Below are 21,455 nucleotides of genomic sequence, written 5' to 3' on the forward strand. Positions count from 1 at the left end.
CTGGTGAGCCGGGCTCATCAAAGATTCGTATTGCCGCCTCGCTTGCTGCATGCGTTCAGATCTATGCGCGATAGCCGAAGTGCATCTATGATCTGACCTGTTCGTCAAGCGTTTTCGGTCATGGCGGTGAATGGACATAACGTGAGCAGGGGCAAGAGATGAGGTTTGGGAGGCGCAAAAAAGACTTGGCTCTCAGCTATTGATCGCTCGGGCGTGACGCGTCTCATGTTCAGCCAGTACCGGCGACGACTTCGGAGCGAATGATCGTTGCCGTGTTCACTGAAGCATCAAGAGAGAGGTCCCCAAAGGCAAGCTGACAAAGAAGGTAATTGGCACCCGCTTCTTCTAGATGATTAAGGAGAGTGTGCCTGATCGAGGAGGCGGTCCCCGCGACGCACAACTCGCTCTCGATTGCTGCATCGAAGGTCAAGGGGAGGTTCGGTGGAGTGGGGATGTTGTTGCGCTCATAAAGGAACTTGAAGCTCTTGAGCCAGCGATCGTAAGCCGGCGCAGCAAGCGCATAAGCATCTGCTTCAGAGGTGCCAGCCACAACCATGCGGAGCAAGCCAAGAAACGGCGATTGACCATTCGCGTCTGACCGTACCTCTCGACGCGAGCGGTACGCATCAGTGACCCTCCGAACGCACGATGCAGGTCCGATGCTTGCGATGTTTGCGCCAATCTCAGCCGCCCAGCTTGCCGAGCCGGGTTGATTTACGGCGATCCATGTCGGGGGGTGCGGTCGCTGATGAGGCGTTAGCGTCAAGGGAACGTCATCCAACCGGAAGTGGTCTCCTTCGTAGCAGAGCGACCCGCCTCGCATGGCTTTAACGAGGATTTCGCTGGCCTCTGCATAACGGCCTGGTGCCGCCTCGGCGCTGACCCCGAAATAGCCCAATTCTATTGGAAGTGAGCCGCGTCCGATGCCAAGCTCAAGTCGGCCACCACTCAAGTGGTCCAGCATACATGCCTCTTCGAAGGCTCTCAGCGGGTGATGAAGACTAAGCAGCATGACCATCGGGCCGAGGCGAAGATGTGTCGTGCGCTGTGCGACGCTCGACAAGAATAGATTCGGTGCGGGGCTTCTCCCATGCGGAGTGCAGTGGTGCTCTGCCAGATGATACGCATAAAATCCCAGTCGATCGCATGCCTCGGCAAGTAGGAGGCGATCGTTATACTGCTTGGCTACGTCATGACCGTCCGCGTCCAGGTGATCGAAGATGCCGAACGCTAGTTTTGAAGGGAAAGTACTTGTCACTCGATCACCTCATGTAGTGAAAGCAGGCTATTGGTTTCGGGTCAGTTTGACGACGAAAAAATGTCACTGACGGTTGAAAGAAACGCATCCATTTGCCCTTCTGTGCCGATGCTAATGCGTATGAAATTCTCCAGACCGGCTTCGGGGAAGAACGCAACATGCACGTTCCGCCTCTGCAGCGCGGCTTGCCACCAGGCGCCATCGTGTCCGTCGGGCACGCGAGCTAGCAGGAAGTTGGCGTGGGAAGGCAATACGGTAAACCCAAGTGCTGATAGCGCGACGCTCGTTCGCTCTCTTTCGCGCACGATATGTTGATGGTTCTCCTCGAACGCGGCTCGATGCTCAATGATGCTCATGCCGACCGCATAACCAATCACATTCATGTTGAAGAGGTTCTGCATGGTACGAAGCCTCCCGATAAGCTCGGGGTGGCCGAAGCCAAAACCAATGCGGAGGCCTGCAGTGGCATAACTTTTCGAGAACGTGCGCAATAGCAGAACATTCGAATAGCGGTTGACGAGTCGCAGTCCATTGTCCGGCGCAAAATCGACATACGCTTCGTCAAGGACGATCAGTCGATCAGATTGTGCTACGAGCCTTTCGATATCGGCGATCGGAACAAACGTTCCCGTCGGATTGTTCGGATTGGCTAGCACTACGAACTTGGCATCGCGGGCGGGGCCGGAAAGCAGTTGGTGCGTCGGCAGGGAATGATCCTTACCCCACCCAATCTCCAGGAATTGAGCCTCGTGCAACATGGCGAGCTTGCGGTTGAACGAAAACCCGGGCGACATCATCGCTACGGCGTCACCTGGAGCCAGGAATGCTTTGTAGATAAGGCCGAGAAGTTCGGACGATCCGTTCCCCGCGATCACCTGATCGGCGGAAAGGCCGTAAGCAGAGGCGGCAGCTTCTCTTAAGCCTACATTGTCATCTTCCGGATACAAATAATGCTGCTCAAACGCTGCAATCGCGCTTTTCTTGACAACCGGCGGCAGTGGAAACGGGTTCTCATTCATGTTGAGTTTGACGCAACTTGCGTCAAGCGCGGGGAGAGCAGGCGGCGGAACTTCTAACTGTTTTGCCACGTGCGAAAGGGATGAGAGTGCGCTTAGCAGCCTTGCGTCTGACATGTGGTCGCTCCGTCGAAGGGCATTGGTTTTGAGCATGGCTATGGTCCTATCTAGGTGAACACTCTGGTACCTGCGCGTGAGCGCGCGCGTCAGCAGGCCGACCATGTCTCGCCAGAGCCGGCCGGCGCGGAGCTTAACCCGTTTTTAAAGACCGATCCTAACAGTTGCGTGAAACCAAAAGCAAAACCGCAACTTGCGTTGGGTAGGTCATGCTTTGCGAACGGCGCACCAGTCGGATGTGGGCTCTCTGATGACCAAGCAGAGAAGGGTGCCCAACTCGGGGGCTGTTTATCTGCCGCGAGTAGTCATGGCTGAGTTCGTAAATCTCGGCGATACCGCGCGGTAAGCTGTCGGCACAGACTTCAGCCAGACCTGTTCGGCGATGGCTGCTCGCAAGAATGTCCGTCTGGGGCCTGGTCATGCCTCGAACGGAAGGCCATTGCGGTTGCTCTCCAGCAGGCACACGTAGGTATTCGCGCGCGTCTTGCTGGAGCTGATCGGGGGGCGTGACGGATGGTCGCGGCGCAAACATTTGCGTTTGAGACATTCACAATCCTCGTTCGCGAGCTATCGGAGGCCCCGATGCCTCCCCACTTTTGGTAGTTTACAACTTGACCTTACGTTCGTTTCAAGAGGTTTCGATCATGATCGGAGAATGTCTCGCTCCCTACAACGAGAGCCGATCTCGATATCGGTGAGCTGAATTGCCAAGCCATAAATAATCGTCGCACAAGTCTTGCGGCGGAGCATCCCGCTGGCAAATGTCAGCGAGGTCAAAGTCGCATTGAATCCGGAAATCACCGTTCACAAGGATGCACGAATGAGGTCGCGGTCGCATTGCTCGAGGTTGGCATTCTTGTTGCACCAGCAATGCAGCCGAAGCAGGCGAGATGCCTCGCAGCCCGGCAACATGGCGCGAGCGGAAGGGCAATGCGATGGAAAAGAAATTGTCATGAAGTATCTGGAGGACGAAAAGGATGTAAGAGACACCGAAACCCTATTATGTCGCCTCGGTCGTGCGCCGGCAGAACATGCCGGGATGGTGAATGTGCCGATTTACCGCGGATCTACCATCGTATCGGAGACCTTAGAGGAATGGGACATCCGGAACAAAGACCATCCCAGCTACGGTCGCTTCGGCACGCCCCTGTCGCGTGCCCTCGAGACCGCGATCTGTAAGTTAGAGGGCGGTTATCGCTCGATTCTCTTCCCATCAGGGCAATCGGCTTGTACTCACTCGCTGCTGGCGTGTCTGAAGGCCGGCGATTCGGTTCTGATCAGCGACGGCGTCTACGCGCCTGTGAGAGCCTTCGCGGACAATGTTCTTGCGAGGCTGCAAATCAACGCGGAGTATTTCTGTCCAACCGAGCCGTCAGAATTGGCCGCGAAAATCAACGCAAAGACACGCGCCATCTATTTGGAATCGCCGTCGTCCATGACGTTCGAAGTTCAAGACGTGCCGGCGCTCGCGGCGATCGCACATCGGTCGGACGCACTTGTAATGATGGACAACACGTGGGCGACACCTCTGTATTTCAGACCGTTCCAGCATGGGGTCGACATTTCGATCCAGGCTGCGACGAAGTATATCGTTGGCCATTCCGATGCGTTTCTTGGCGTTGCCACTGCGAACGAAGCGGCATGGCACGCGCTAAAGTCAACTGCGCAGCATTTCGGCGAAATTGGCGGACCGGATGATATTTATCTCGCCCTCCGGGGAATTCGGACTCTAGGTCTGCGTATGAAGCGGCATTGGGAAAATGGCCTTACTCTGGCGCAGAACCTGCAAACTCATCCTGCCGTCGACAGGGTGTTGCACCCGGCCCTTCCCAGCGATCCCGGCCACGTCATTTGGAAGAGAGATTTTCTGGGCGCCAGCGGGCTCTTTGGAATTGTTCTGAAGCCTATGTCGCGCCCGCAACTTTCGGTTCTCTTCAATAGCCTGCGTCTGTTCGGGATTGGTCTGTCCTGGGGCGGGTATGAAAGTCTCGCGTTGCTCGTCGAGCCGCCGAAACGAATGGAAGGCTCGCTTCCGTTTCCAGGACCGCTGCTTCGCATACACGCGGGCATGGAAAGTCCGACCGAGCTGATCGCGGACATGCGTAGAGCATTGAACGCCGCTTGCGAACTTGCAGCTGACGGCGGCGTCCCACCGGAAACGAGTGAGCTTGTCAGTGAATGTCAAATAGTCAGCTAGTCTTCGGGTCTTGAACATGACGGCCCGAGGCCGTGGCGCTAACGATCGTTCAGCGGCCCCTCGTGGTATACGTGATACACGAGATGCAATGGGCGTCGCGCACGATAGGACGGCAATGAATTGTTCGATAGCAATTCAGTCGTTGACGGAATGATCCTCGGCGCGCCCGCAGGCTACCAGATCCAGCCAAGCCCTCGCGGCGGGCGACAGACAAGCATCGCGCCGCCAGATCATTGCAATGTGCCAGTCTGTATCAGCTTCGTGCAGCGGCACCCAAGCGAGCGAAAGGTGCCTGCGTTGCTCAGCAATCATTCGCGGCAGAAAGGCGGCCCCCATGCCCGCCGCAGCAAGCTCGATGACGAAATCAATCGGGCTGCTGCGCGCTACGACGCGCGGTTCAAAACCGTGCCGTCGGCAAGCGTCCATAATCACGCGGTTCGATGCAAACCCGGTTTCGAAGAGAATGACCGGCATCTCGCGCAATTTCGAAAGGTCAAGGGATTGACACCGCGAAAGCTTGTGGTCAATCGGTAGCAGAACAGCAAGGGGCTCGCGTTTGACGTCTTGCCACTCAAAGGCTTCCGATACGGGAAGAAGCGAGGCGGCAAGTTCGATCTCGCCCGCTAGCACAATCTCCTCCAGGCGCTCGCTTCCGTACTCCACGAGACGCATCTCGACGCCTGGATAGCATTTGCGGAAGATCGCAAATAGCTTCGCGAACAGTATGCCACTCCCAACCGGTGGCAACCCGAGCTTGAGAATGCCGCATTTGAGGCCGCGCAGCGCGTTGAGTTCGGAAACTAGATCGTCTCGTTCAGTCAGAATCCTGATCGCATGGCGGTAAACAATTTCGCCGGCAGCGGTCAGTCTGCTGCGATGGCCAATCCGGTCAAGTAGGGGCACACCAATCTCGTCCTCCAACTGCTTAACTGCCTTGCTGACCGTAGACTGAGTCGCGAATACGACCTTGCCGGCCTTGGAGAACCCGCCCTGCCGTACGACCTCCACAAACGCGCGTAGTTTCCGAAGCTCCATGTGAATTCCAAATCCGAATAGACTCTAATCGCTCAATTCATTCGCTGCACTATCGGAAGTTCTCCACCTGAGCCCGTGTCCGAAGGCACTCTCTGCACGGCCTGCCTCGACAGCGCTGTGGGTCAAAAAATCCATTCTGTTTTCGCTCGTTTGGAGCGGTTCTCTATTTCTGACCGGTCGTATTACATGCTGATCCTGCTCTTGCGGTTTTCGCTACCATTGTGGATCGCACACCTTCTGCATGATGTTGAAGAGTCGCAGCATGGTACGATGTTGGTACCGATCCACGAATGCAGTCAAATCAGCGTGCGCTACTAGCACCATTCAGCTCGAATGCAATCGGTAATGCGATGTTGCTAGCGGAACACTTGCGGATGGTCTGTTTCTCAAGCCAAGCATGGCTCGGTCCGATCGGACCGTGCTTGGCGTTGAGACGAAAGCCTGAACGGCGGTACGATGCCGACATAAGATCGGGCGGAATGGCCATTCCCGTGTATGCAGCCTTGCGTTTCAGGCAGCGACAATGCCTTGCCTTAGCGCGTCGGGTGCTCGGCTCAGACTTCCGGCTCGTTCGCCAGGAGCTGCCCATGGGGTGTGAGCGAGGTCAAAAAAGGACCGAAACAGTTTTGGAAGAACACGCGACAATGCGCGACTCCGTCCAAGCTGGAACAGAAATATTTCGCCATGCGTCCGAGCAGTTCGCGGAATTGGTTGCGCAGTCAAAATCCAGTCGACATTGCGTTTGCCCGCATTCATCACGCCAGTGCGCTTCGCTGCTTAATCGAGCGGCACGTCGACATGCTGATGACTGACGCGCCGCAGTTGGTCTTCTTTTTGCCCCAACCCTTTGCAAGGAGCCGAGCCGACGGCGCGATGTTCGATAGGAGAGACGGTGCAAGTTTTGCAGGTACGAAGTGGGGTGTTCGATCCAGAAGACCTTTCACTGTTGGGAAAGATCTATGATGAAGCGGTGGCGGCGCTACCTGCAAGTATGCGAACGGCCGTCAATCGAACAGAGATTGCCAAGCTTGTACTTGGACGCACAGCCGCTGGTGAAGCCCAATTGGTTCTCCTAAAAAGGTTGATGGTGGCGATTGCGTCAGCCGCTTAGTCCAGTTGCGGTAGAATTCGTCTTCTTCGATACATCCGTGTCGGCTTTCTCCCGGCGCTATGGCCGCAGAGTGGCTGCTTAAATCTTGCATGTCACTCAGCTTGCTTAGGCGCTCCTCCGAAAGTCGAGGTTCGATATTGCCGGCGGAAAGTTGGCAACAAGAGCTGCCGCTGGTGGAAACCCCTTGAACCTCACGTGACGTTAGGTTGTAGGGTTGAAAAAGAGAAACATGACCAGACCTACAGTACTCAGGCGTCGGTGGCGACGCATCGGTGAACTTGCGGAGGCGACCGGCGTGACGGTGCGCGCCCTGCGCCATTATGAGCATACCGGATTGCTCAGAGCGTCGCAGCGCACGGGCGGTGGTCACCGGATTTACGACTGTGAAAGCGTCAGAAGGGTTTATCACATTCTGGCCCTTCGCGAGCTCGGCTTCTCTTTGCAAGAGATCCGGAAAGCGATGGAGGGCAGGTCATCGCTTCCAAACTTGCTGAGTGAACAATTGGAGCGAGCGGAGATTCAAGTCGCGCGAGCAACCAAGTTGCGCGATCGTTTGCGTAACATCACGAAGAACGCCGAATCGGACGTGAGTGTGGAGGAATTACCTGCTCGCCTGGACGCGATGTCGCAGGAAGGCTGCGGACAGGCCCGCCGGCGTGCGCGTGCCCCGGATGATGCTGATCGATAGGCGGGTAGGAAAGAACGATTGAGCTTCGCGGATGGTCGCTTGGGGGTGGCGACGTTCTGTGCGACGGGTCATATCGACCGGGGCAGATATTCGAGGCCACGGCAGATCCTAAGAGGAAACCATAGTCAGGGACGTCAAATGGCATTCATTAGCAAGAGTTCGGTTGCCGGCGCTGCGGTCCTTGCTTCTGTATTGATATCGGTCGCTTCCGCTGACGATGTCTATATTGCAGTGGCCGGGCCCATGACGGGCAGCAACGCTGCGGTTGGTGAGCAGATGCGCTATGGTGCCAGTGCGGCCGTGGATGATTTGAATTCTTCCGGAGTTCTTCTCGATACAAAGATCAGATTGATCATTGCCGATGACGCCTGCGACCCGAAGCAAGCCGTCGCGGTCGCGAATCGATTGGCGGCGGACCAGGTCAGGCTGGTCGTTGGCCACTATTGTTCCTCTTCCTCAATTCCCGCCTCCGATGTTTACGACGAAGCGGCAATTATCCAGATTTCACCTGGATCAACTAATCCTCAGTTGACAGAGCGGGGCCTCAAGACCGTCTTTCGGATCTGCGGCCGTGATGACCAGCAAGGCGTAGTCGCCGCCGACTATATCCTACGGCACTTTTCCAACAGCAAGATTGCCATCCTTGATGACAAGAGCACCGCGGGAAAAGGCATCGCCGATATCGTTGCATCTCGACTTCAGGATGCCGGCCTGCGGGACCTCATGCGACAGAGCTATATGGCCGGCGAGAAGGATTACACGGCCCTGGTGTCGAGGCTGAAGAGAGAAGGAATTCAGATCGCCTATGTCGGTGGCTACTACGCAGAGATCGGCTTGATCGTACGGCAAGCGGCAGACGCACAAGCCGGTCTAACTGTCATGGCTAATGATCCTGTGATGACCGGCGAGTTTTGGGCGATTGCGAACAGCGCCGCAAACGGCACGCTCTTCACATTCATGCCCGACGCCACCAAAAGGCCCGAGGCGGCCGACGTCGTAGCTCGTTTGAAAGCATCAAAGCGCTCGGTGGAGGGCTACACGCTTTACGCTTATGCCGCCGTGCAGGTATGGGCCGACGCTGTGAAGCGCGGCGGGTCTTTCAACTCTCTGCGCGTGGCGAAAGCCCTCCGGTCGAAGGAGGTTGAGACTGTGATCGGCCAAGTTCGTTTCGATGCAAAAGGCGACAATGCAACGCCCGGCTTCGTGGTCAATCGCTGGCGCGACAACACGATTGAAATGGTCGAGTAGCATCGACCGTCTAACAGGTCGTCAGATCGAGGAACGGTCCACCCGGAAGCTGTGTCGACTGGCCATTGTCGTCGACGTCACTTCGCAGAGAAGCCAACGGGCGGGTGGCGGGCATCATTTTGAGGCATCTGAAGCCGTGTCTGTAGCTGATGGATGGCCTACGGAACACTTAGAACCAGCACGCGCAGGAGCTAGTCGCGCGGCTTCTTGTAACAAAACCTCGCGCATCCATATGCTCGCCGGATCGGTGTTGTGGACCAAAGGCCACTGAACTGCCTCCGTAAAACCAGGAAGCGGTAGCGGAAGTCTATTGATCCGCAGTGGCATCGTCTTTGCGAAGTACTTCACAAGCGTCAAAGGCATCGTGGCTATTCGGTTGGTGCCCACGAGCATATGCGGGATCATGCCAAAGCTCTGGACGACGACCTCGACCCGTCTCTTCAGACCGTGCTCTTTCATGTACCAGTCGTCTATGGAGGGCACTCGGGAGCGCCCGAATTTGACGGCGACGTGCCCCATCGACATGTATCGCTCGAATGTAAGTTGTCGTGACAGCTGCTTATTCGAACGGCAACCGACGCACACCACCGTTTCCTCAAAGAGCACCGCCTTGGGGTGCGTGTCCGACATGTACACCTCCGGCACGATAAGAAAGTCGATTTCTGCGCGTTCGAGCGGTTGATCGAACGGGTCCGCGTGAGGCATGAACTCGAATCGTATGCCGGGCGCTTCTCGCGCGACACGCTCCACCACGCTTCGGAGTAGTACGATCGTCGCAAAGTCCGACACGCAGATTTTAAAGCGACGGGTCGAGTCAGTCGGTTTAAACGTATTTCTAGAGATAATTGAGAACTGGATGTGGAGCAGAGCTTCCCGAGTCGGAGCAGCGAGGGCTTCCGCACGCGGGGTTGGGATAAGCTCGCGCCCCCTCATCGTAAAGAGCTCGTCCCGAAAATAGGAGCGCAGCCGGCCGACCGCCGCGCTCATGGCCGGTTGACTCAAGTTGATGCTGCGTGCGGCCGCCGTCAGGTTGCGCTCGGTCATCAGAGCGTCAAGCGCGACGAGAAGATTTAGATCAAGGCCTCTAAAACGCATTGTTACCTATCCGCAGTGTCGATGTTTCTCATCCAAACAATAGATTTTACCAGTCCGTGCAACGCCAGTTAGGAAACTGACAGCCTTTGAGAACTTGGTAGGTTTTGGAGAAGCAGAGCGTGGCGCGGAAGACCGCAAAGAGTGGCGACGGCGTTTCGTCCGCTGCGCGCAGCTTAGCGCGCCGCCTGTCATCATATTGTAGCATTCGAAAACATTGCATCGCGTCCAACATTAACCACTCGTGCGAACGATGGCTGATCGCACATGCAGCGAGCCATCGCGCCCCGAAGAAGATCGTTGAACGGCACGAAAATCGCCGCGTGCATCATGGTCAGTACCAGATATTAAACCGGGCGAATAAAGCCGCGGCTAAGATCGTCCCGTTCTGTTTTCTTTACAGGCAAGCAGCATTTTCGCTGTGCAAGCTGGGAAGCGTGACGTCTGGTGCAGCACAGTGGCCGCACCTTCGGAGCACAATTCGTAGCGAGGGGAGTTCTACATCACGGTCGCGTTTCGTTGCAACCGCGTGCTGCTCAATAGCGCGTGCCGGAGCGCGGTTTAAACCAACGTATAATCTCTACATACGCTTCTATGGAAGGCGTCTACCCCGATATGATTGGGTACATGCATGGTTCTTCGATAGCTTGCGTGTACCGCAGGGCCGTCGCGCAGAATGGACGTTTAGGCGCAATGGCAAGCAAATGAGATGCAGAGCAGTACATGAACCAATTGTTGTAACAGCCCCGACCGCTACTCGCCTGAAAGAGAGGACGGCATCAGTTAGCTGCGGCATACACAGGATCGGGAGTTTACAAGAAACGCCCGCTCGCCGCAGCGCCCAAACGCCGTCAACAAGTCAACATCAGCCACAATCGCGGACGCCACCATGGAACGAGCATCGTTACGTTGCTCGGGGCTAGGCTGATGCGTGCTCGAACGCTGCAAGAAGCAGGAGAATCTTTCATGCGCCCTCAGGTCAAGTGGAGGACGTGTTGGGAAAATGACTTGGAGCTCGCCGACCACGTCGAGATATCCCAGTTCTTGCGTAATGCCTACGGGCCGACAGGGGCGTTTAATGCAAAACCCTTTGAAGGCGATCGAAGCTGGGCTGGCGCCAGACCTGAGCTCCGTGTGATCGGCTACGATGAACGCGGCGTGGCGGCTCATATCGGCGGGCTGCGCCGGTATATCAAGGTCGGCGAAGTCGATCTGCTGGTGGCTGAACTCGGATTATACGCAGTGCGTCCGGACCTCGAGGGGATCGGAATCTCCCATTCCATGCGCGTGATGTATCCCGTGCTGCAGCAGCTTGGCGTTCCATTCGGCTTCGGTACGGTTCGACATGAACTCAAAGAGCATATCTCAAGAATGCTCGGCCGCCCGGGCTTGGCGACGATCGTTCCGGGCGTTCGCGTGCGGTCCACTCTTCCGGATATCTATCCCAACTTGCCGCCCACTCGTGTCGATGACGCACTCCTCGTCGTATTCCCTATAGCGCGGCCGATGAGCGAGTGGCCGCCCGGTACAATCATCGAGCGTAACGGGCCAGAGCTGTGAAAGACGCCAATTGCGCCTTCGAAGCGCAGACCAGGCACGCCATGGATACCCGTAGCGTCCATTTGACGTTTGACGATGGGCCGAATCCATATTGCACGCCCGAAATTCTCGATGTGCTGGCGGAATATCGCGCGCCGGCCACCTTCTGCGTCCTTGGCACGTATGCGGCGAATGAGCCTAGGCTAATCCGACGGATGATCGCGGAGGGGCACGAGGTGGCAAACCACACGATGACGCATCCGGATCTATCCAGATGCGAACCAGACCAAGTGCTACATGAAATACAAACGGCGAGTAGGGTTATCAGATGCGCGTGTCCGCAGGCAATGGTGCGACGCGTGCGTGCGCCATATGGCATTTGGACCGAAGAAGTGCTCGCGATCTCGGCGAAGGCCGGACTTGCCGCTCTGCACTGGTCGGTAGACCCCCGCGATTGGTCCTGCCCCGGCGTCGATGCGATCGTCGACGCAGTACTGGCAGCTGTCCGACCTGGCGCGATTGTGCTGCTGCACGATGGATGCCCTCCCGATGAGTTGGGAGGGGACAATCATGCTGGTCTACGCAGTCAGACCGTGAAGGCGCTCTACCGACTTATTCCCGCCTTGCGTGATCGTGGATTTGCGATCTGTCCGCTTCCCAAACTTCACTGAACAAAATTGAGTCCTATGACCCTGCTTGCCACAACCAGCACTGTTGTCGTCTCGTCTTATGCGCTGCTCTCCGCGGTCTACAAGACCGTGCAGGCATTCCATGCCTCACCGGCACACGCGCCGTCGATGCCGACACATGCGAGTCCCCCTGAAGCGATGCCGAGCGTGGATGTGATCGTGCCATGCTTCAACGAAGACCCGCAGACGCTGTCGGCATGTCTAGCGTCGATCGCAAGCCAAGATTACGCTGGGCAGCTCCGCGTCTATGTGGTTGATGACGGCTCGTCGAATCGCGAGGATGTGGCATACGTTCATCAAGACTTTGCGCGTGACTCAAGGTTCAATTTCATTCTCCTGCAAAAGAATGTCGGAAAGCGGAAAGCGCAGATTGCCGCAATTCGCTGCTCATCCGGAGATCTTGTGCTCAATGTCGATTCGGACACAATACTCGCGGCCGATATGGTCGGAAGGCTTGCACTGAAAATGCAAGACACCGAGGTCGGTGCTGCCATGGGCCAGTTAACAGCGAGCAACCGGAATGCCACTTGGTTAACTTCCTTGATCGACATGGAGTACTGGCTGGCGTGCAACGAAGAGCGCGCAGCTCAAGCGCGTTTCGGCGCGGTCATGTGCTGCTGCGGACCATGTGCCATGTACCGACGATCCGCGCTCGCTCTGTTGCTGGATCAGTACGAGGCGCAATACTTTAGAGGAAAGCCAAGCGATTTCGGTGAGGATCGGCATCTCACGATTCTCATGTTGAAGGCGGGATTTCGAACGGAGTACGTTCCTGACGCCTACGCCGCGACAGTCGTTCCGGATAGGTTAGGCCCGTATCTGCGCCAGCAGCTGCGCTGGGCCCGGAGCACTTTCCGAGACACGCTGCTGGCGTTGCGGCTTCTGCCGGGTCTCGATTCATACCTGACATTAGATGTTATCGGGCAAAACGTCGGCCCCCTCCTTCTGGCGCTTTCGGTTGTAACGGGCATCGCGCAACTCGCACTCACGGGCACAGTGCCATGGTGGACATGTGTGATGATCGCAGCAATGACGATGGTCCGATGCGGCGTAGCGGCATTTCGTGCTCGCCAATTGCGGTTTCTCGCGTTTGCACTGCATACCCCCATCAATATCTTTCTGCTCCTTCCGGTAAAGGCATATGCCTTGTGTACCTTAAGCAACAGCGATTGGCTCTCGCGAAATTCGGCCAAGTCACCTGTAGCTAGTGGGGAGCAGCCGCTCAAGCAGAGCCAAAAGCCCCAACTAGACGTCACCCGACGTTCGGGACCTGTAGCGGCGATTCGCAACCGCGACGATTTGCGTCGCTCTTCTGGTGGGGATGCGGCCGCACTAGCCGCGGCGAGTGATCGCGCAGACTGAGGAGCGACTGGCCATGAACCTGGATGAGAATTATCAATTGTTAGAGCGGGAATTGGCCGCGGGGGATCCGTGGCAATTGGACGGCAATCCGTTCGAGCGAGAGCGTCACGCGCAAATGTTGCGGCTTTCGCTTGCCGACGGTTTTGTCATGAATGCGCTCGAAGTGGGATGCGCGGCTGGAGCGTTCACGGAAAAGCTGGCGCCCCACTGCGAGCGACTGACAGTCGTCGACGTCGTGCCGCGGGCGATCGACCGGGCGAGCCTTCGGACGAAGCAATGGTCGCACATCACATGGATCGTGTCCGACATTGAGCAGTTCTCGAGAGCAGAGCGGTTCGATTTGATCGTGGTGGCGGAAGTGCTCTACTATCTCCGCGATGTCGCCGAGATGCGCACGGCTGTCAGTAATCTGGTGAGTATGCTCGCGCCTGATGGTCATTTGGTTTTCGGATCAGCGCGTGATGCCACCTGCCGAGGCTGGGGGCATGCTGCCGGTGCGGAGACGATCATCGCAATGTTGAGCGAAACATTGGTCGAGGTCGAACGGGTGCAATGCCAAGGTGAATCGGCTAGCGAAGACTGCTTGCTCGCTCGTTTTCGGAATTCGGCTCCATCCTCCCTTCTACTCAAGAATCCATCTTAAGCATTGAGGAACTATGCGCATCTGTGGCATCAAGCTGACGCATGACGGGTCCGTCGCTCTTGTAGAGGATGGACGCCTGGTCTTTTGCATCGAGCAGGAGAAACGCGAAAACAATCGGCGATATCAAGCCATCGAGAATCTCGACGCAGTTGTTCTGGCTTTGGCGGAGCACGGGCTGGATCCCCGCGACATTGATCAGTTCGTGATCGACGGCTGGGACGGCGAAACCGAATCGGAATTCCAGGTCTTGAGTGGGTCCGAACCGCTCACGCTCAAAGGTGCGCCGTATGTTGAACGTCCAGAGGGACTCCTCTCTGCAGACGAGCGATTGGGCCTTGTGCTCAACGGGAAAAGTTTCTCTTACAGAAGCTATTCACACGTCACAGGCCATGTTGCCTCCGCATACTGCACGAGCCCGTTTGCGAAAGCGGGAGAACCTGCCTTCTGCCTCGTGTGGGACGGCTGCATCTTTCCGCGCCTCTATTATGTAGATCCCAGTGGCGGTCGCTTCCTAGAATGCTTGTTCCCGATGATAGGGCATGCCTATGCTGTTGCGGGCCACCACTTCGGGCCATACCAGCAACCGAACCGGAACAACTGGGACCTTGGCGTTGCGGGCAAACTGATGGCCTATATCGGCCTGGGGGCGCTCGATGAAGACATCGTAAGGGTGTTTAAGGACGGCTATGAGCAGCACTTTGCGGCAAACACGGAGGCTGCTCGTCGTTTCCGTGCAAACATAAATGACGCCGAGGCGTCACTTGCCGCTACGCACGACTACTTCGCAGAAAGCGCCCTTCGATTAGACGGAAAGCAAGCCGAAAACATTCTTGCATCGTTTCATGTTTTCCTTGAGCGTCTGCTCGTGAGCGAAATGGGCCTTGCTCTGCTGCGGCATTCGAATATCCCAGGACCGCGCAATCTATGCATAGCGGGTGGTTGTGGCCTTAACATCAAATGGAACAGTGCGTTACGCGCGACCGGCTTGTTCGAAGCTGTATGGGTACCGCCATTTCCGAATGACAGTGGCTCAGCAATCGGGGCCGCTTGTTCGGCAATGGTGGCGGACAAGGGTTTCGTGCCGTTGGAATGGTCGGTCTATAGCGGCCCGTTTCTCACCAGCGGCGATGCCTCCGCGGAATGGGGCGCCGCGCCTTGCAGCATAAGCGAGCTTGCCGCGCTGCTTGCAAGCAATAAGCCCGTGGTGTTCCTGGCCGGTCGCGCCGAGCTCGGACCGCGCGCCTTGGGTGGCAGGAGCATTCTTGCAGCGGCGACGTCGCCAGCAATGAAGGACTATCTCAACGACATCAAATTTCGCGAACACTTCCGCCCGGTTGCCCCGATATGCCTGGAAGACCGGGCGCCGGACATTTTCGATCCTGGAACACCCGACCCTTATATGCTCTTCGATCATCAGACGCGGCCAGAATGGCGAGATAAAATACCAGCCGTTGTGCACCTTGACGGATCTGCACGATTGCAGACGATCGGCAGAACATCCGAGCATAAGGTTGCTGAGTTGCTCATTGAATATGAAAAACTCACAGGCATCCCGCTGCTTTGCAATACAAGCGCCAATCACCATGGACGTGGCTTCTTCCCCGATGTCGCAGCCGCCTGCGAATGGGGACGCGTCGAACACATCTGGTGCGACGGCCTGCTCTGGAGCAAAACGCCAGCAACAAAAGCGTTGTCTGATCGACCAGCTGAGATGGACGCATGTCGAGCGTAGCGATCGACTTTGCCGCTGTAAACAAATCCTACCGCGGCAAAGTCGTTGTCAACGGGCTAACGTTCAGTGTTGCGGCGGGAGAGTGCTTCGGTCTGCTTGGACCGAACGGCGCGGGCAAAAGCACAATCGTGCGTATGATCCTCGGCATGGTGCCGCCGGACTCTGGCAAGATTGCTGTGCTTGGAAAGCAAGTCCCGGTAGAGGCTCGCCTGGCACGGGCAGGCGTGGGCGTGGCCCCGCAGTTTGACAATCTTGAGAACGAGTTCACCGTACGCGAGAACTTACTGGTATTCGGGCGCTATTTCGGCTTGAGTGCGCGTGAAATCGAGGCGGTTATTCCATCACTGCTCGAATTTGCTCGCCTAGAGATCAAGGCTGATACGCGCGTTTCTGAGTTATCCGGCGGCATGAAGCGGCGGCTGGTGCTGGCACGCGCGCTGATCAACGATCCGCAACTGCTCGTTATGGACGAGCCGACGACCGGGCTCGATCCGCATGCCCGCCATTTGATCTGGGAACGACTACGATCGCTACTTGCTCGTGGCAAGACGATCCTGCTCACGACCCACTTTATGGAAGAGGCTGAGCGGTTGTGCGACAGGCTGTGCGTGCTTGAAGAAGGCCGCAAGATAGCCGAGGGCGAGCCTCACGCGCTAATCAACGAGCAGATTGGCTGCGACGTCATGGAGATCTATGGCCGCAATCCGCAGGAATCCATTGAGCTGATCAGGCCTTACGCACAGCGCATTGAACAGAGCGGCGAGACCATTTTTGTCTATGCACAAGATCTGGAGCAGGTGCGGAGGCAATTGCGGGGGCGTGCGGGTTTGCGCCTTCTGGAGCGTCCACCCAATCTCGAGGATGTGTTCTTGCGACTTACCGGACGCGAGATAGAGCTATGATGAGAACGACTTATAGCGCGGCCATGCCCGCCAATGCGGTTAACTGGATCGCAGTGTGGCGTCGCAACTATTTGGCATGGAGGAAAGTTGCACTTGCATCGCTCCTTGGCAACCTCGCCGACCCCATGACAAATCTACTTGGTCTTGGCTTTGGCCTCGGACTAATCGTCGGTCGGGTGAACGAGACTTCATATATCGATTTCCTGGTGGGAGGTATGGTTGCGACCAGTGCGATGACCTCTGCGAGCTTTGAGACTATTTACGCCACGTTCGCTCGTATGCACACTCAGCGGACCTGGGAGGCAATGCTGTGCACACAGCTTACGCTCGGCGACATCCTGCTCGGTGAGGTGGCATGGGCAGCCAGCAAGGCTTTGCTGGCTGGCGCGGGAATTACAATCGTTGCCGCGGGACTGGGTTATGCGGCATGGCCATCCATGCTCTATGCGCTTCCCGCAATCGCTCTCACCGGGGTCGTCTTCGCAAGTTTGGCGATGGTCATCGTATCGCTCGCGCCAAGCTACGATTATTTCGTGTTTTACCAGACGCTTGTCCTTACACCCATGGTGTTCCTTTGCGGCGCGGTGTTCCCGATCTCTCAGTTGCCCGCCGCCTTTCAGATCGCAGCAAGCATGTTGCCCCTGCAGCATTCGATTGAGCTCATTCGTCCGGCGATGCTTGGCCGGCCCTTCGGCGAAGTCGGGATCCATATTGGCGCACTCTGCATTTATGCGGTGGTCCCGTTCTTGCTGTCGGTTGCGTTGCTTCTCCGGCGCCTCATGCGCTGACCGGCGGCAGTGGCAAATCTGATGAACCCGAGAGCCCGAACTTTGGAGATCCGGCAAGCTGGCATCTCTCTCAGGCTGTTCATGTCGGCTGGCGCATGCAGGAGAGAGCGACTGTGTGGCTGCTAGGGCCAATTGAGCCTTCTTACAATAAACGGAGAGTGTGATGCTGTGTCTCGGCGTGAGCGGCGGACTAGATAGGGTCTATGAATATCGGCCCGAGCTTCCAAGCACATTTCTGCACGACGGCGCCGCCGTACTCGTGCGCGACGGACGTGTGATCGCAGCCGTCGAAGAAGAGCGACTCAATCGGGTCAAACATTCTAATAAATTTCCAAGCCACTCTATCCAATACTGCCTCGAAGTTGCAGGTGTTCAACTAAAGGACATCGATCGAATCGCATTCTATGCGACCGAAGCGTACTGCAACGCTATGCTGGAGCGCCTGTTTGTTTCGCAGCCGTCCGACGCTATTCCTATGGATGCCAGGCTCTTATTGAAGATGATGCTGGGGCAAGAGTTCGGCACCGAAGTTGATCCATCGCGCATCTCATTCGTAAGTCACCATGAGGCACACGCTGTTAGCGCATTCGCAATGTCTGGATTTGAGCAAAGTCTGGTACTTGCAATTGATGGCGGTGGTGATTTTCTTTCTGGTCTCGTGGCCATCGGGTCCGGAACTGAAGTCAACGTTCTCGAGAGATTTCCGGAGAGCAACTCATTGGGCTTGTTCTATCTCGAGACGATCCGGTATCTCGGCTATAGCTTGTTCGATGAGTACAAGGTCATGGGCCTTGCCCCTTACGGTGATCCCGCGCCCTATCGCAAGCTATTTGAGCAGTTCTACGAACTCTCTGAGAACGGGGGCTACCGGCTCTACCTAGATCGCATCGGTCCAGCGTTGGTCCGCAATATTCAGGTCCGACGAAAAGGAATGCCCTTCACGCAACAGCATCGGGATGTCAGCGCTTCATTGCAGGAAGCGCTTGAACGGATCGTGTTCCATGTACTTCGACACTATCGAGAAGCCACAGGCATGAAGCGGCTGTGCCTGGCTGGCGGAGTGGCCCACAACTGCACCGTGAATGGTAAGCTACTGTATTCAGGGCTCTTCGACGATATTTTCGTGCAGCCGGCGTCCCACGATGCCGGTTGCGCACTAGGCGGCGCATTGATGGCCTCTCATGAGGGTGGTCGGCCCGCGCCGCGTGAGCGGCTCCAGGATGTCTATTGGGGACCTGATCTCGGTAGCGAGCCTGCTGTGGAACAGGAGCTGAGTGCGTGGGCCGGGCACCTCCACATTGAGCGCAGTGATGACGTAGCGGGCAGAGCGGCCGATTGGATGGCAAACGGCGCGGTAATTGGCTGGGTGCAGGGTCGATCGGAGTTCGGACCACGCGCTCTGGGTAACCGCAGTATTCTCGCCGATCCCAGACCTGCAGCTAACAAGGACCGCATCAACGCGATGGTCAAGAAGCGCGAGGGCTATCGGCCATTTGCGCCTTCCGTGTTGGAGGAAGATGCACCAGAATACTTCGATCTCCCGGCGAGTGCGAGAGAATTTCCATTCATGAACTTCGTAGTTCGTGTGCGTGAGTCCAAGCGCGACATGCTGGGCGCCATTACGCATGTTGATGGCACTGCACGGCTGCAAACAGTGTCCCGCAAGTCAAATCCGACCTACTGGGGCCTTATCGATGAGTTCAAGAAGCGGACGGGAATTCCAGTTCTGCTCAACACCTCGTTCAACAATAATGCCGAACCGATCGTAGATTCGGTTGCAGACGCCGTCGCCACATTTCTGACCACTGAGCTCGACGCCCTTGTAGTCGGTCCGTTTCTAGTCAAAAAGCGGGCGGTAACGCTTGAGGACTGGACTTCGCTCGCGGTTTCATTGCCGCCTTATGTATCCCTGTATCGCGTCCGCTCTCATACAGCACGAGATCGGCAAGAGACAGTATGCGAGATCCGCACGGCGTTCTCTGGCGGCGGGACTGTGCGTATCTCAGCAGTGTTGTTCGATCTGCTGATGCGGATCAAAGGCGAGTCCGTCCTCCGGGACCTCTTCGATTCTATGATGATGGACCACGCCGAGCGCGAAACTCTCGTCGAAGAACTGAGAGGCCTGTGGGAGCAACGCCGGGTCCGCCTACATCCTCCCTCACGCGCCACTCACTTGAAGAGTGAGTCCGATCAGATGACAGAGCAAGCTTAAGCGGGCTCAACATAGTTGGACAATCTCGCAATTTAAGCTTTCAGGGCTCAAAAGGAGAGCGTAGTTCGGCGATACACCTCCCAGGCGGGAGGACCCGACCGACATACGCTCTGCCAAATACCATAGCATGCGAGCGGATTGCCACTCGGCCTAAGCAGCTTTGAAGGTATTGCCGGTCCGCGAAACAATGGGGTTGAAGCCTAAAGTTTACGCGGCCTGCTGATTAATCCGGTCCGTCGCGACGAGGAAAGTGAAATGCTTGTTGGGGTTACGAAGGAAAGGTTCGTCATTTCTCGACGACGTACTGGTCTCGGCGACTGCCTGTGGTCGCTCGCGGCAGCCTGGCAGTACGCCAAGCGGACAGGACGTACACTGGTTATCGATTGGCGCGGCTCTTGCTATCTCGATCAACCCTTTACCAATGCCTTTCGGGTCTTTTTCGAACAAATTCACGACATCGCCGGCGTACGCGTGATCTGCGACGATCAGGTCAACTCTCTATCTCTTCCCGGACCGTTTTTTCCAACCTGGTGGAATCGACCATCCATCGATTGCGTTTATCGACCGGATGAACAGATATTCCGAGAACGCGACGAGCTGAGGCAGCTTTTCGAGGCCAAAGATGATACTCACGCCAATACCGTGGTGTGTGATGCTTGTTTGATGTGGGCTTGCGATCAGGAGGCCGAGCGACAAATATTCCGTAGCATCAAACTGCGATCTGAAATTCAAGCTCGGATCGACGCGATACATCACGAGCACTTTGAGGGTCGCAGCATAATCGGCGTTCATGTTCGGCACGGAAACGGCGAGGACATCATGGGGCACAGGCCCTACTGGGCCGATCCAGAGCTCGCCTTGCAGCAGGTAAGCACTGCCATCCAAACGGCCAAAGCATTGCCCCATGGAAAGCCTACGAGGGTCTTTTTGTGCACAGACAGCCAGAAGGTCCGGGATCAGGTCTCGGCTATGTTCCCGGAGGTCTTTACGATCTCAAAACGCTTCCAGGCCGATCAAGCAGGCCCGTTACACAGTGCCGAACTGGGAGCGGACGGCGGATCGTCGGCTCTCATCGAGATGTACCTTCTGGGGCGATGCGACACCGTGATTCGCTTTCCGCCGACCAGCGCTTTTACCCGCTATGCTCGGCTTGTTGTTCCGCGCATTATCGAGTTCGATTTGAATGATCCGACCCGCTTAATCCTGATTGACGAGCCGCACAAGGATCACCCGGTCTCCTAAACCGCATAGGACATTCTCGCCGATCCTACGACGATGGCTCCTTCGGTGAAGTGTTTTCCCGCAGAGCCGTGTCGGCTCTTCTATCGGAACACCTACATCTTTACGTCGACAAATGAGCTCGTTGGTGAAGGGCCAAGGAGCCCTGGAGCGCGTCTCTAGATCATCTCCTCCAAAGTCAAAAAGTTGCGAAACCCAAAGCGAAGTTTTCTCATTTTGTGTCGTCTGTGGGATAGCTAGCTGATAAATCGGACGTGGAAGGCTGCCACGTCTGATTCCTGACCGGAGCGAAGCGCGCCAAGACAATTACGCCGTTGGCGCTGATGTGCGTGCTTACATGTAAGCTGGCATTCTCGATGTCCACGGGCTACCGGCAGGCGGGGCCCGCTTTGGACCAAGAGAAGGTATTGCAAGAACGCCGACCGCAACATCCCTCAGAACACCGCGGCGAAAGATTGCAGCGTCTTTTTCTGAGCGTGAACGAAAGGCTCGACCCAAAGTGCGCTCCAGCGGACGTGATGCTCGTCGCCACGCAAACAAATTGTCCGCCTTCGCATGTTTTGGAGCATTTCCGACAAGCGAGCTCG

General features: G+C 56.6%; 17 protein-coding genes. 13 read left to right on the forward strand and 4 right to left on the reverse strand.

Features of this window, described 5'->3' with window-relative positions; genetic code table 11:
* Positions 1–229: 229 nt before the first annotated feature.
* Complete coding sequence (locus ACNJYB_RS07220) at positions 230–1,258, reverse strand: LLM class flavin-dependent oxidoreductase (protein WP_439373319.1); 1,029 nt, start codon at positions 1,256–1,258, stop codon at positions 230–232.
* A gap of 41 nt (positions 1,259–1,299) precedes the next feature.
* On the reverse strand, positions 1,300–2,391 hold the full coding sequence (locus ACNJYB_RS07225) for a pyridoxal phosphate-dependent aminotransferase (protein ID WP_439375490.1): 1,092 nt from the start codon (positions 2,389–2,391) through the stop codon (positions 1,300–1,302).
* Between the two features lie 952 nt (positions 2,392–3,343).
* On the opposite strand from ACNJYB_RS07225, the gene metC reads away from it, so the two are divergent.
* Positions 3,344–4,588 carry a cystathionine beta-lyase gene (metC, locus tag ACNJYB_RS07230; RefSeq protein ID WP_439373320.1) on the forward strand — a complete coding sequence of 415 codons (1,245 nt, stop codon included), beginning with the start codon at positions 3,344–3,346 and terminating at the stop codon, positions 4,586–4,588.
* A gap of 135 nt (positions 4,589–4,723) precedes the next feature.
* Here the strand turns inward: metC and ACNJYB_RS07235 are convergent, their stop codons facing one another.
* Positions 4,724–5,623 carry a LysR family transcriptional regulator gene (locus ACNJYB_RS07235; RefSeq protein WP_439373321.1) on the reverse strand — a complete coding sequence of 300 codons (900 nt, stop codon included), beginning with the start codon at positions 5,621–5,623 and terminating at the stop codon, positions 4,724–4,726.
* Between the two features lie 892 nt (positions 5,624–6,515).
* On the opposite strand from ACNJYB_RS07235, the gene ACNJYB_RS07240 reads away from it, so the two are divergent.
* The 3 genes from ACNJYB_RS07240 to ACNJYB_RS07250 all read left to right on the forward strand — a co-directional run bounded on the left by ACNJYB_RS07240 (position 6,516) and on the right by ACNJYB_RS07250 (position 8,670).
* Complete coding sequence (locus tag ACNJYB_RS07240; RefSeq protein ID WP_439373322.1) at positions 6,516–6,734, forward strand: hypothetical protein; 219 nt, start codon at positions 6,516–6,518, stop codon at positions 6,732–6,734.
* Between the two features lie 229 nt (positions 6,735–6,963).
* Entirely contained in the window at positions 6,964–7,422 is a 459-nt protein-coding gene (locus ACNJYB_RS07245) for a MerR family transcriptional regulator (protein WP_439373324.1), read from the forward strand.
* Positions 7,423–7,560: 138 nt separating this feature from the next.
* Positions 7,561–8,670: a branched-chain amino acid ABC transporter substrate-binding protein gene (locus tag ACNJYB_RS07250; protein WP_439373325.1), complete on the forward strand. Its 1,110-nt coding sequence runs from the start codon at positions 7,561–7,563 to the stop codon at positions 8,668–8,670.
* 114 nt (positions 8,671–8,784) lie between these two features.
* On the opposite strand, the gene ACNJYB_RS07255 is transcribed toward ACNJYB_RS07250, so the two are convergent.
* Complete coding sequence (locus ACNJYB_RS07255) at positions 8,785–9,765, reverse strand: LysR family transcriptional regulator (protein ID WP_439373326.1); 981 nt, start codon at positions 9,763–9,765, stop codon at positions 8,785–8,787.
* A 924-nt stretch (positions 9,766–10,689) separates the two neighbouring features.
* On the opposite strand from ACNJYB_RS07255, the gene ACNJYB_RS07260 reads away from it, so the two are divergent.
* The 9 genes from ACNJYB_RS07260 to ACNJYB_RS07300 all read left to right on the forward strand — a co-directional run bounded on the left by ACNJYB_RS07260 (position 10,690) and on the right by ACNJYB_RS07300 (position 20,871).
* Positions 10,690–11,322, forward strand: coding sequence for a NodA family N-acyltransferase (locus ACNJYB_RS07260; RefSeq protein ID WP_439373327.1), 633 nt, complete (start codon positions 10,690–10,692; stop codon positions 11,320–11,322).
* A 41-nt stretch (positions 11,323–11,363) separates the two neighbouring features.
* Entirely contained in the window at positions 11,364–11,972 is a 609-nt protein-coding gene (gene nodB, locus ACNJYB_RS07265; protein ID WP_439373328.1) for a chitooligosaccharide deacetylase NodB, read from the forward strand.
* Positions 11,973–11,987: 15 nt separating this feature from the next.
* On the forward strand, positions 11,988–13,352 hold the full coding sequence (gene nodC / locus ACNJYB_RS07270; protein ID WP_439373329.1) for a chitooligosaccharide synthase NodC: 1,365 nt from the start codon (positions 11,988–11,990) through the stop codon (positions 13,350–13,352).
* Positions 13,353–13,365: 13 nt separating this feature from the next.
* Complete coding sequence (gene nodS / locus ACNJYB_RS07275; protein WP_439373330.1) at positions 13,366–13,995, forward strand: nodulation methyltransferase NodS; 630 nt, start codon at positions 13,366–13,368, stop codon at positions 13,993–13,995.
* Between the two features lie 13 nt (positions 13,996–14,008).
* Positions 14,009–15,727: a nodulation protein NodU gene (nodU, locus tag ACNJYB_RS07280; protein WP_439373331.1), complete on the forward strand. Its 1,719-nt coding sequence runs from the start codon at positions 14,009–14,011 to the stop codon at positions 15,725–15,727.
* The gene (gene nodI, locus ACNJYB_RS07285) at positions 15,715–16,629 is read left to right on the forward strand and encodes a nodulation factor ABC transporter ATP-binding protein NodI (protein WP_439373332.1); all 915 of its coding nucleotides are present in this window, start codon (positions 15,715–15,717) and stop codon (positions 16,627–16,629) included. The genes nodU and nodI overlap by 13 nt, the downstream gene beginning before the upstream one ends.
* On the forward strand, positions 16,629–17,417 hold the full coding sequence (locus ACNJYB_RS07290) for an ABC transporter permease (protein WP_439375491.1): 789 nt from the start codon (positions 16,629–16,631) through the stop codon (positions 17,415–17,417). The genes nodI and ACNJYB_RS07290 overlap by 1 nt, the downstream gene beginning before the upstream one ends.
* A gap of 163 nt (positions 17,418–17,580) precedes the next feature.
* Positions 17,581–19,629 carry a carbamoyltransferase family protein gene (locus ACNJYB_RS07295; protein ID WP_439373333.1) on the forward strand — a complete coding sequence of 683 codons (2,049 nt, stop codon included), beginning with the start codon at positions 17,581–17,583 and terminating at the stop codon, positions 19,627–19,629.
* A 255-nt stretch (positions 19,630–19,884) separates the two neighbouring features.
* Positions 19,885–20,871, forward strand: coding sequence for a nodulation protein NodZ (locus tag ACNJYB_RS07300; RefSeq protein WP_439373334.1), 987 nt, complete (start codon positions 19,885–19,887; stop codon positions 20,869–20,871).
* Positions 20,872–21,455: the final 584 nt, after the last annotated feature.

It is taken from the genome of Bradyrhizobium sp. SMVTL-02 (genome assembly GCF_051853005.1).
In the GTDB taxonomy this organism is placed as follows: Bacteria; Pseudomonadota; Alphaproteobacteria; order Rhizobiales; family Xanthobacteraceae; genus Bradyrhizobium.

Bases quoted from the DNA above. Each gene is read 5' to 3' on its own strand.
- ACNJYB_RS07225 (WP_439375490.1), bottom strand. From the start codon at position 2,391: ATGTCAGACGCAAGGCTGCTAAGCGCACTCTCATCCCTTTCGCACGTG.
- metC (WP_439373320.1), top strand. From the start codon at position 3,344: ATGAAGTATCTGGAGGACGAAAAGGATGTAAGAGACACCGAAACCCTA.
- ACNJYB_RS07235 (WP_439373321.1), bottom strand. From the start codon at position 5,623: ATGGAGCTTCGGAAACTACGCGCGTTTGTGGAGGTCGTACGGCAGGGC.
- ACNJYB_RS07245 (WP_439373324.1), top strand. From the start codon at position 6,964: ATGACCAGACCTACAGTACTCAGGCGTCGGTGGCGACGCATCGGTGAA.
- ACNJYB_RS07250 (WP_439373325.1), top strand. From the start codon at position 7,561: ATGGCATTCATTAGCAAGAGTTCGGTTGCCGGCGCTGCGGTCCTTGCT.
- ACNJYB_RS07255 (WP_439373326.1), bottom strand. From the start codon at position 9,765: ATGCGTTTTAGAGGCCTTGATCTAAATCTTCTCGTCGCGCTTGACGCT.
- ACNJYB_RS07260 (WP_439373327.1), top strand. From the start codon at position 10,690: ATGCGTGCTCGAACGCTGCAAGAAGCAGGAGAATCTTTCATGCGCCCT.
- nodB (WP_439373328.1), top strand. From the start codon at position 11,364: ATGGATACCCGTAGCGTCCATTTGACGTTTGACGATGGGCCGAATCCA.
- nodC (WP_439373329.1), top strand. From the start codon at position 11,988: ATGACCCTGCTTGCCACAACCAGCACTGTTGTCGTCTCGTCTTATGCG.
- nodS (WP_439373330.1), top strand. From the start codon at position 13,366: ATGAACCTGGATGAGAATTATCAATTGTTAGAGCGGGAATTGGCCGCG.
- nodU (WP_439373331.1), top strand. From the start codon at position 14,009: ATGCGCATCTGTGGCATCAAGCTGACGCATGACGGGTCCGTCGCTCTT.
- nodI (WP_439373332.1), top strand. From the start codon at position 15,715: ATGTCGAGCGTAGCGATCGACTTTGCCGCTGTAAACAAATCCTACCGC.
- ACNJYB_RS07290 (WP_439375491.1), top strand. From the start codon at position 16,629: ATGAGAACGACTTATAGCGCGGCCATGCCCGCCAATGCGGTTAACTGG.
- ACNJYB_RS07295 (WP_439373333.1), top strand. From the start codon at position 17,581: ATGCTGTGTCTCGGCGTGAGCGGCGGACTAGATAGGGTCTATGAATAT.
- ACNJYB_RS07300 (WP_439373334.1), top strand. From the start codon at position 19,885: ATGCTTGTTGGGGTTACGAAGGAAAGGTTCGTCATTTCTCGACGACGT.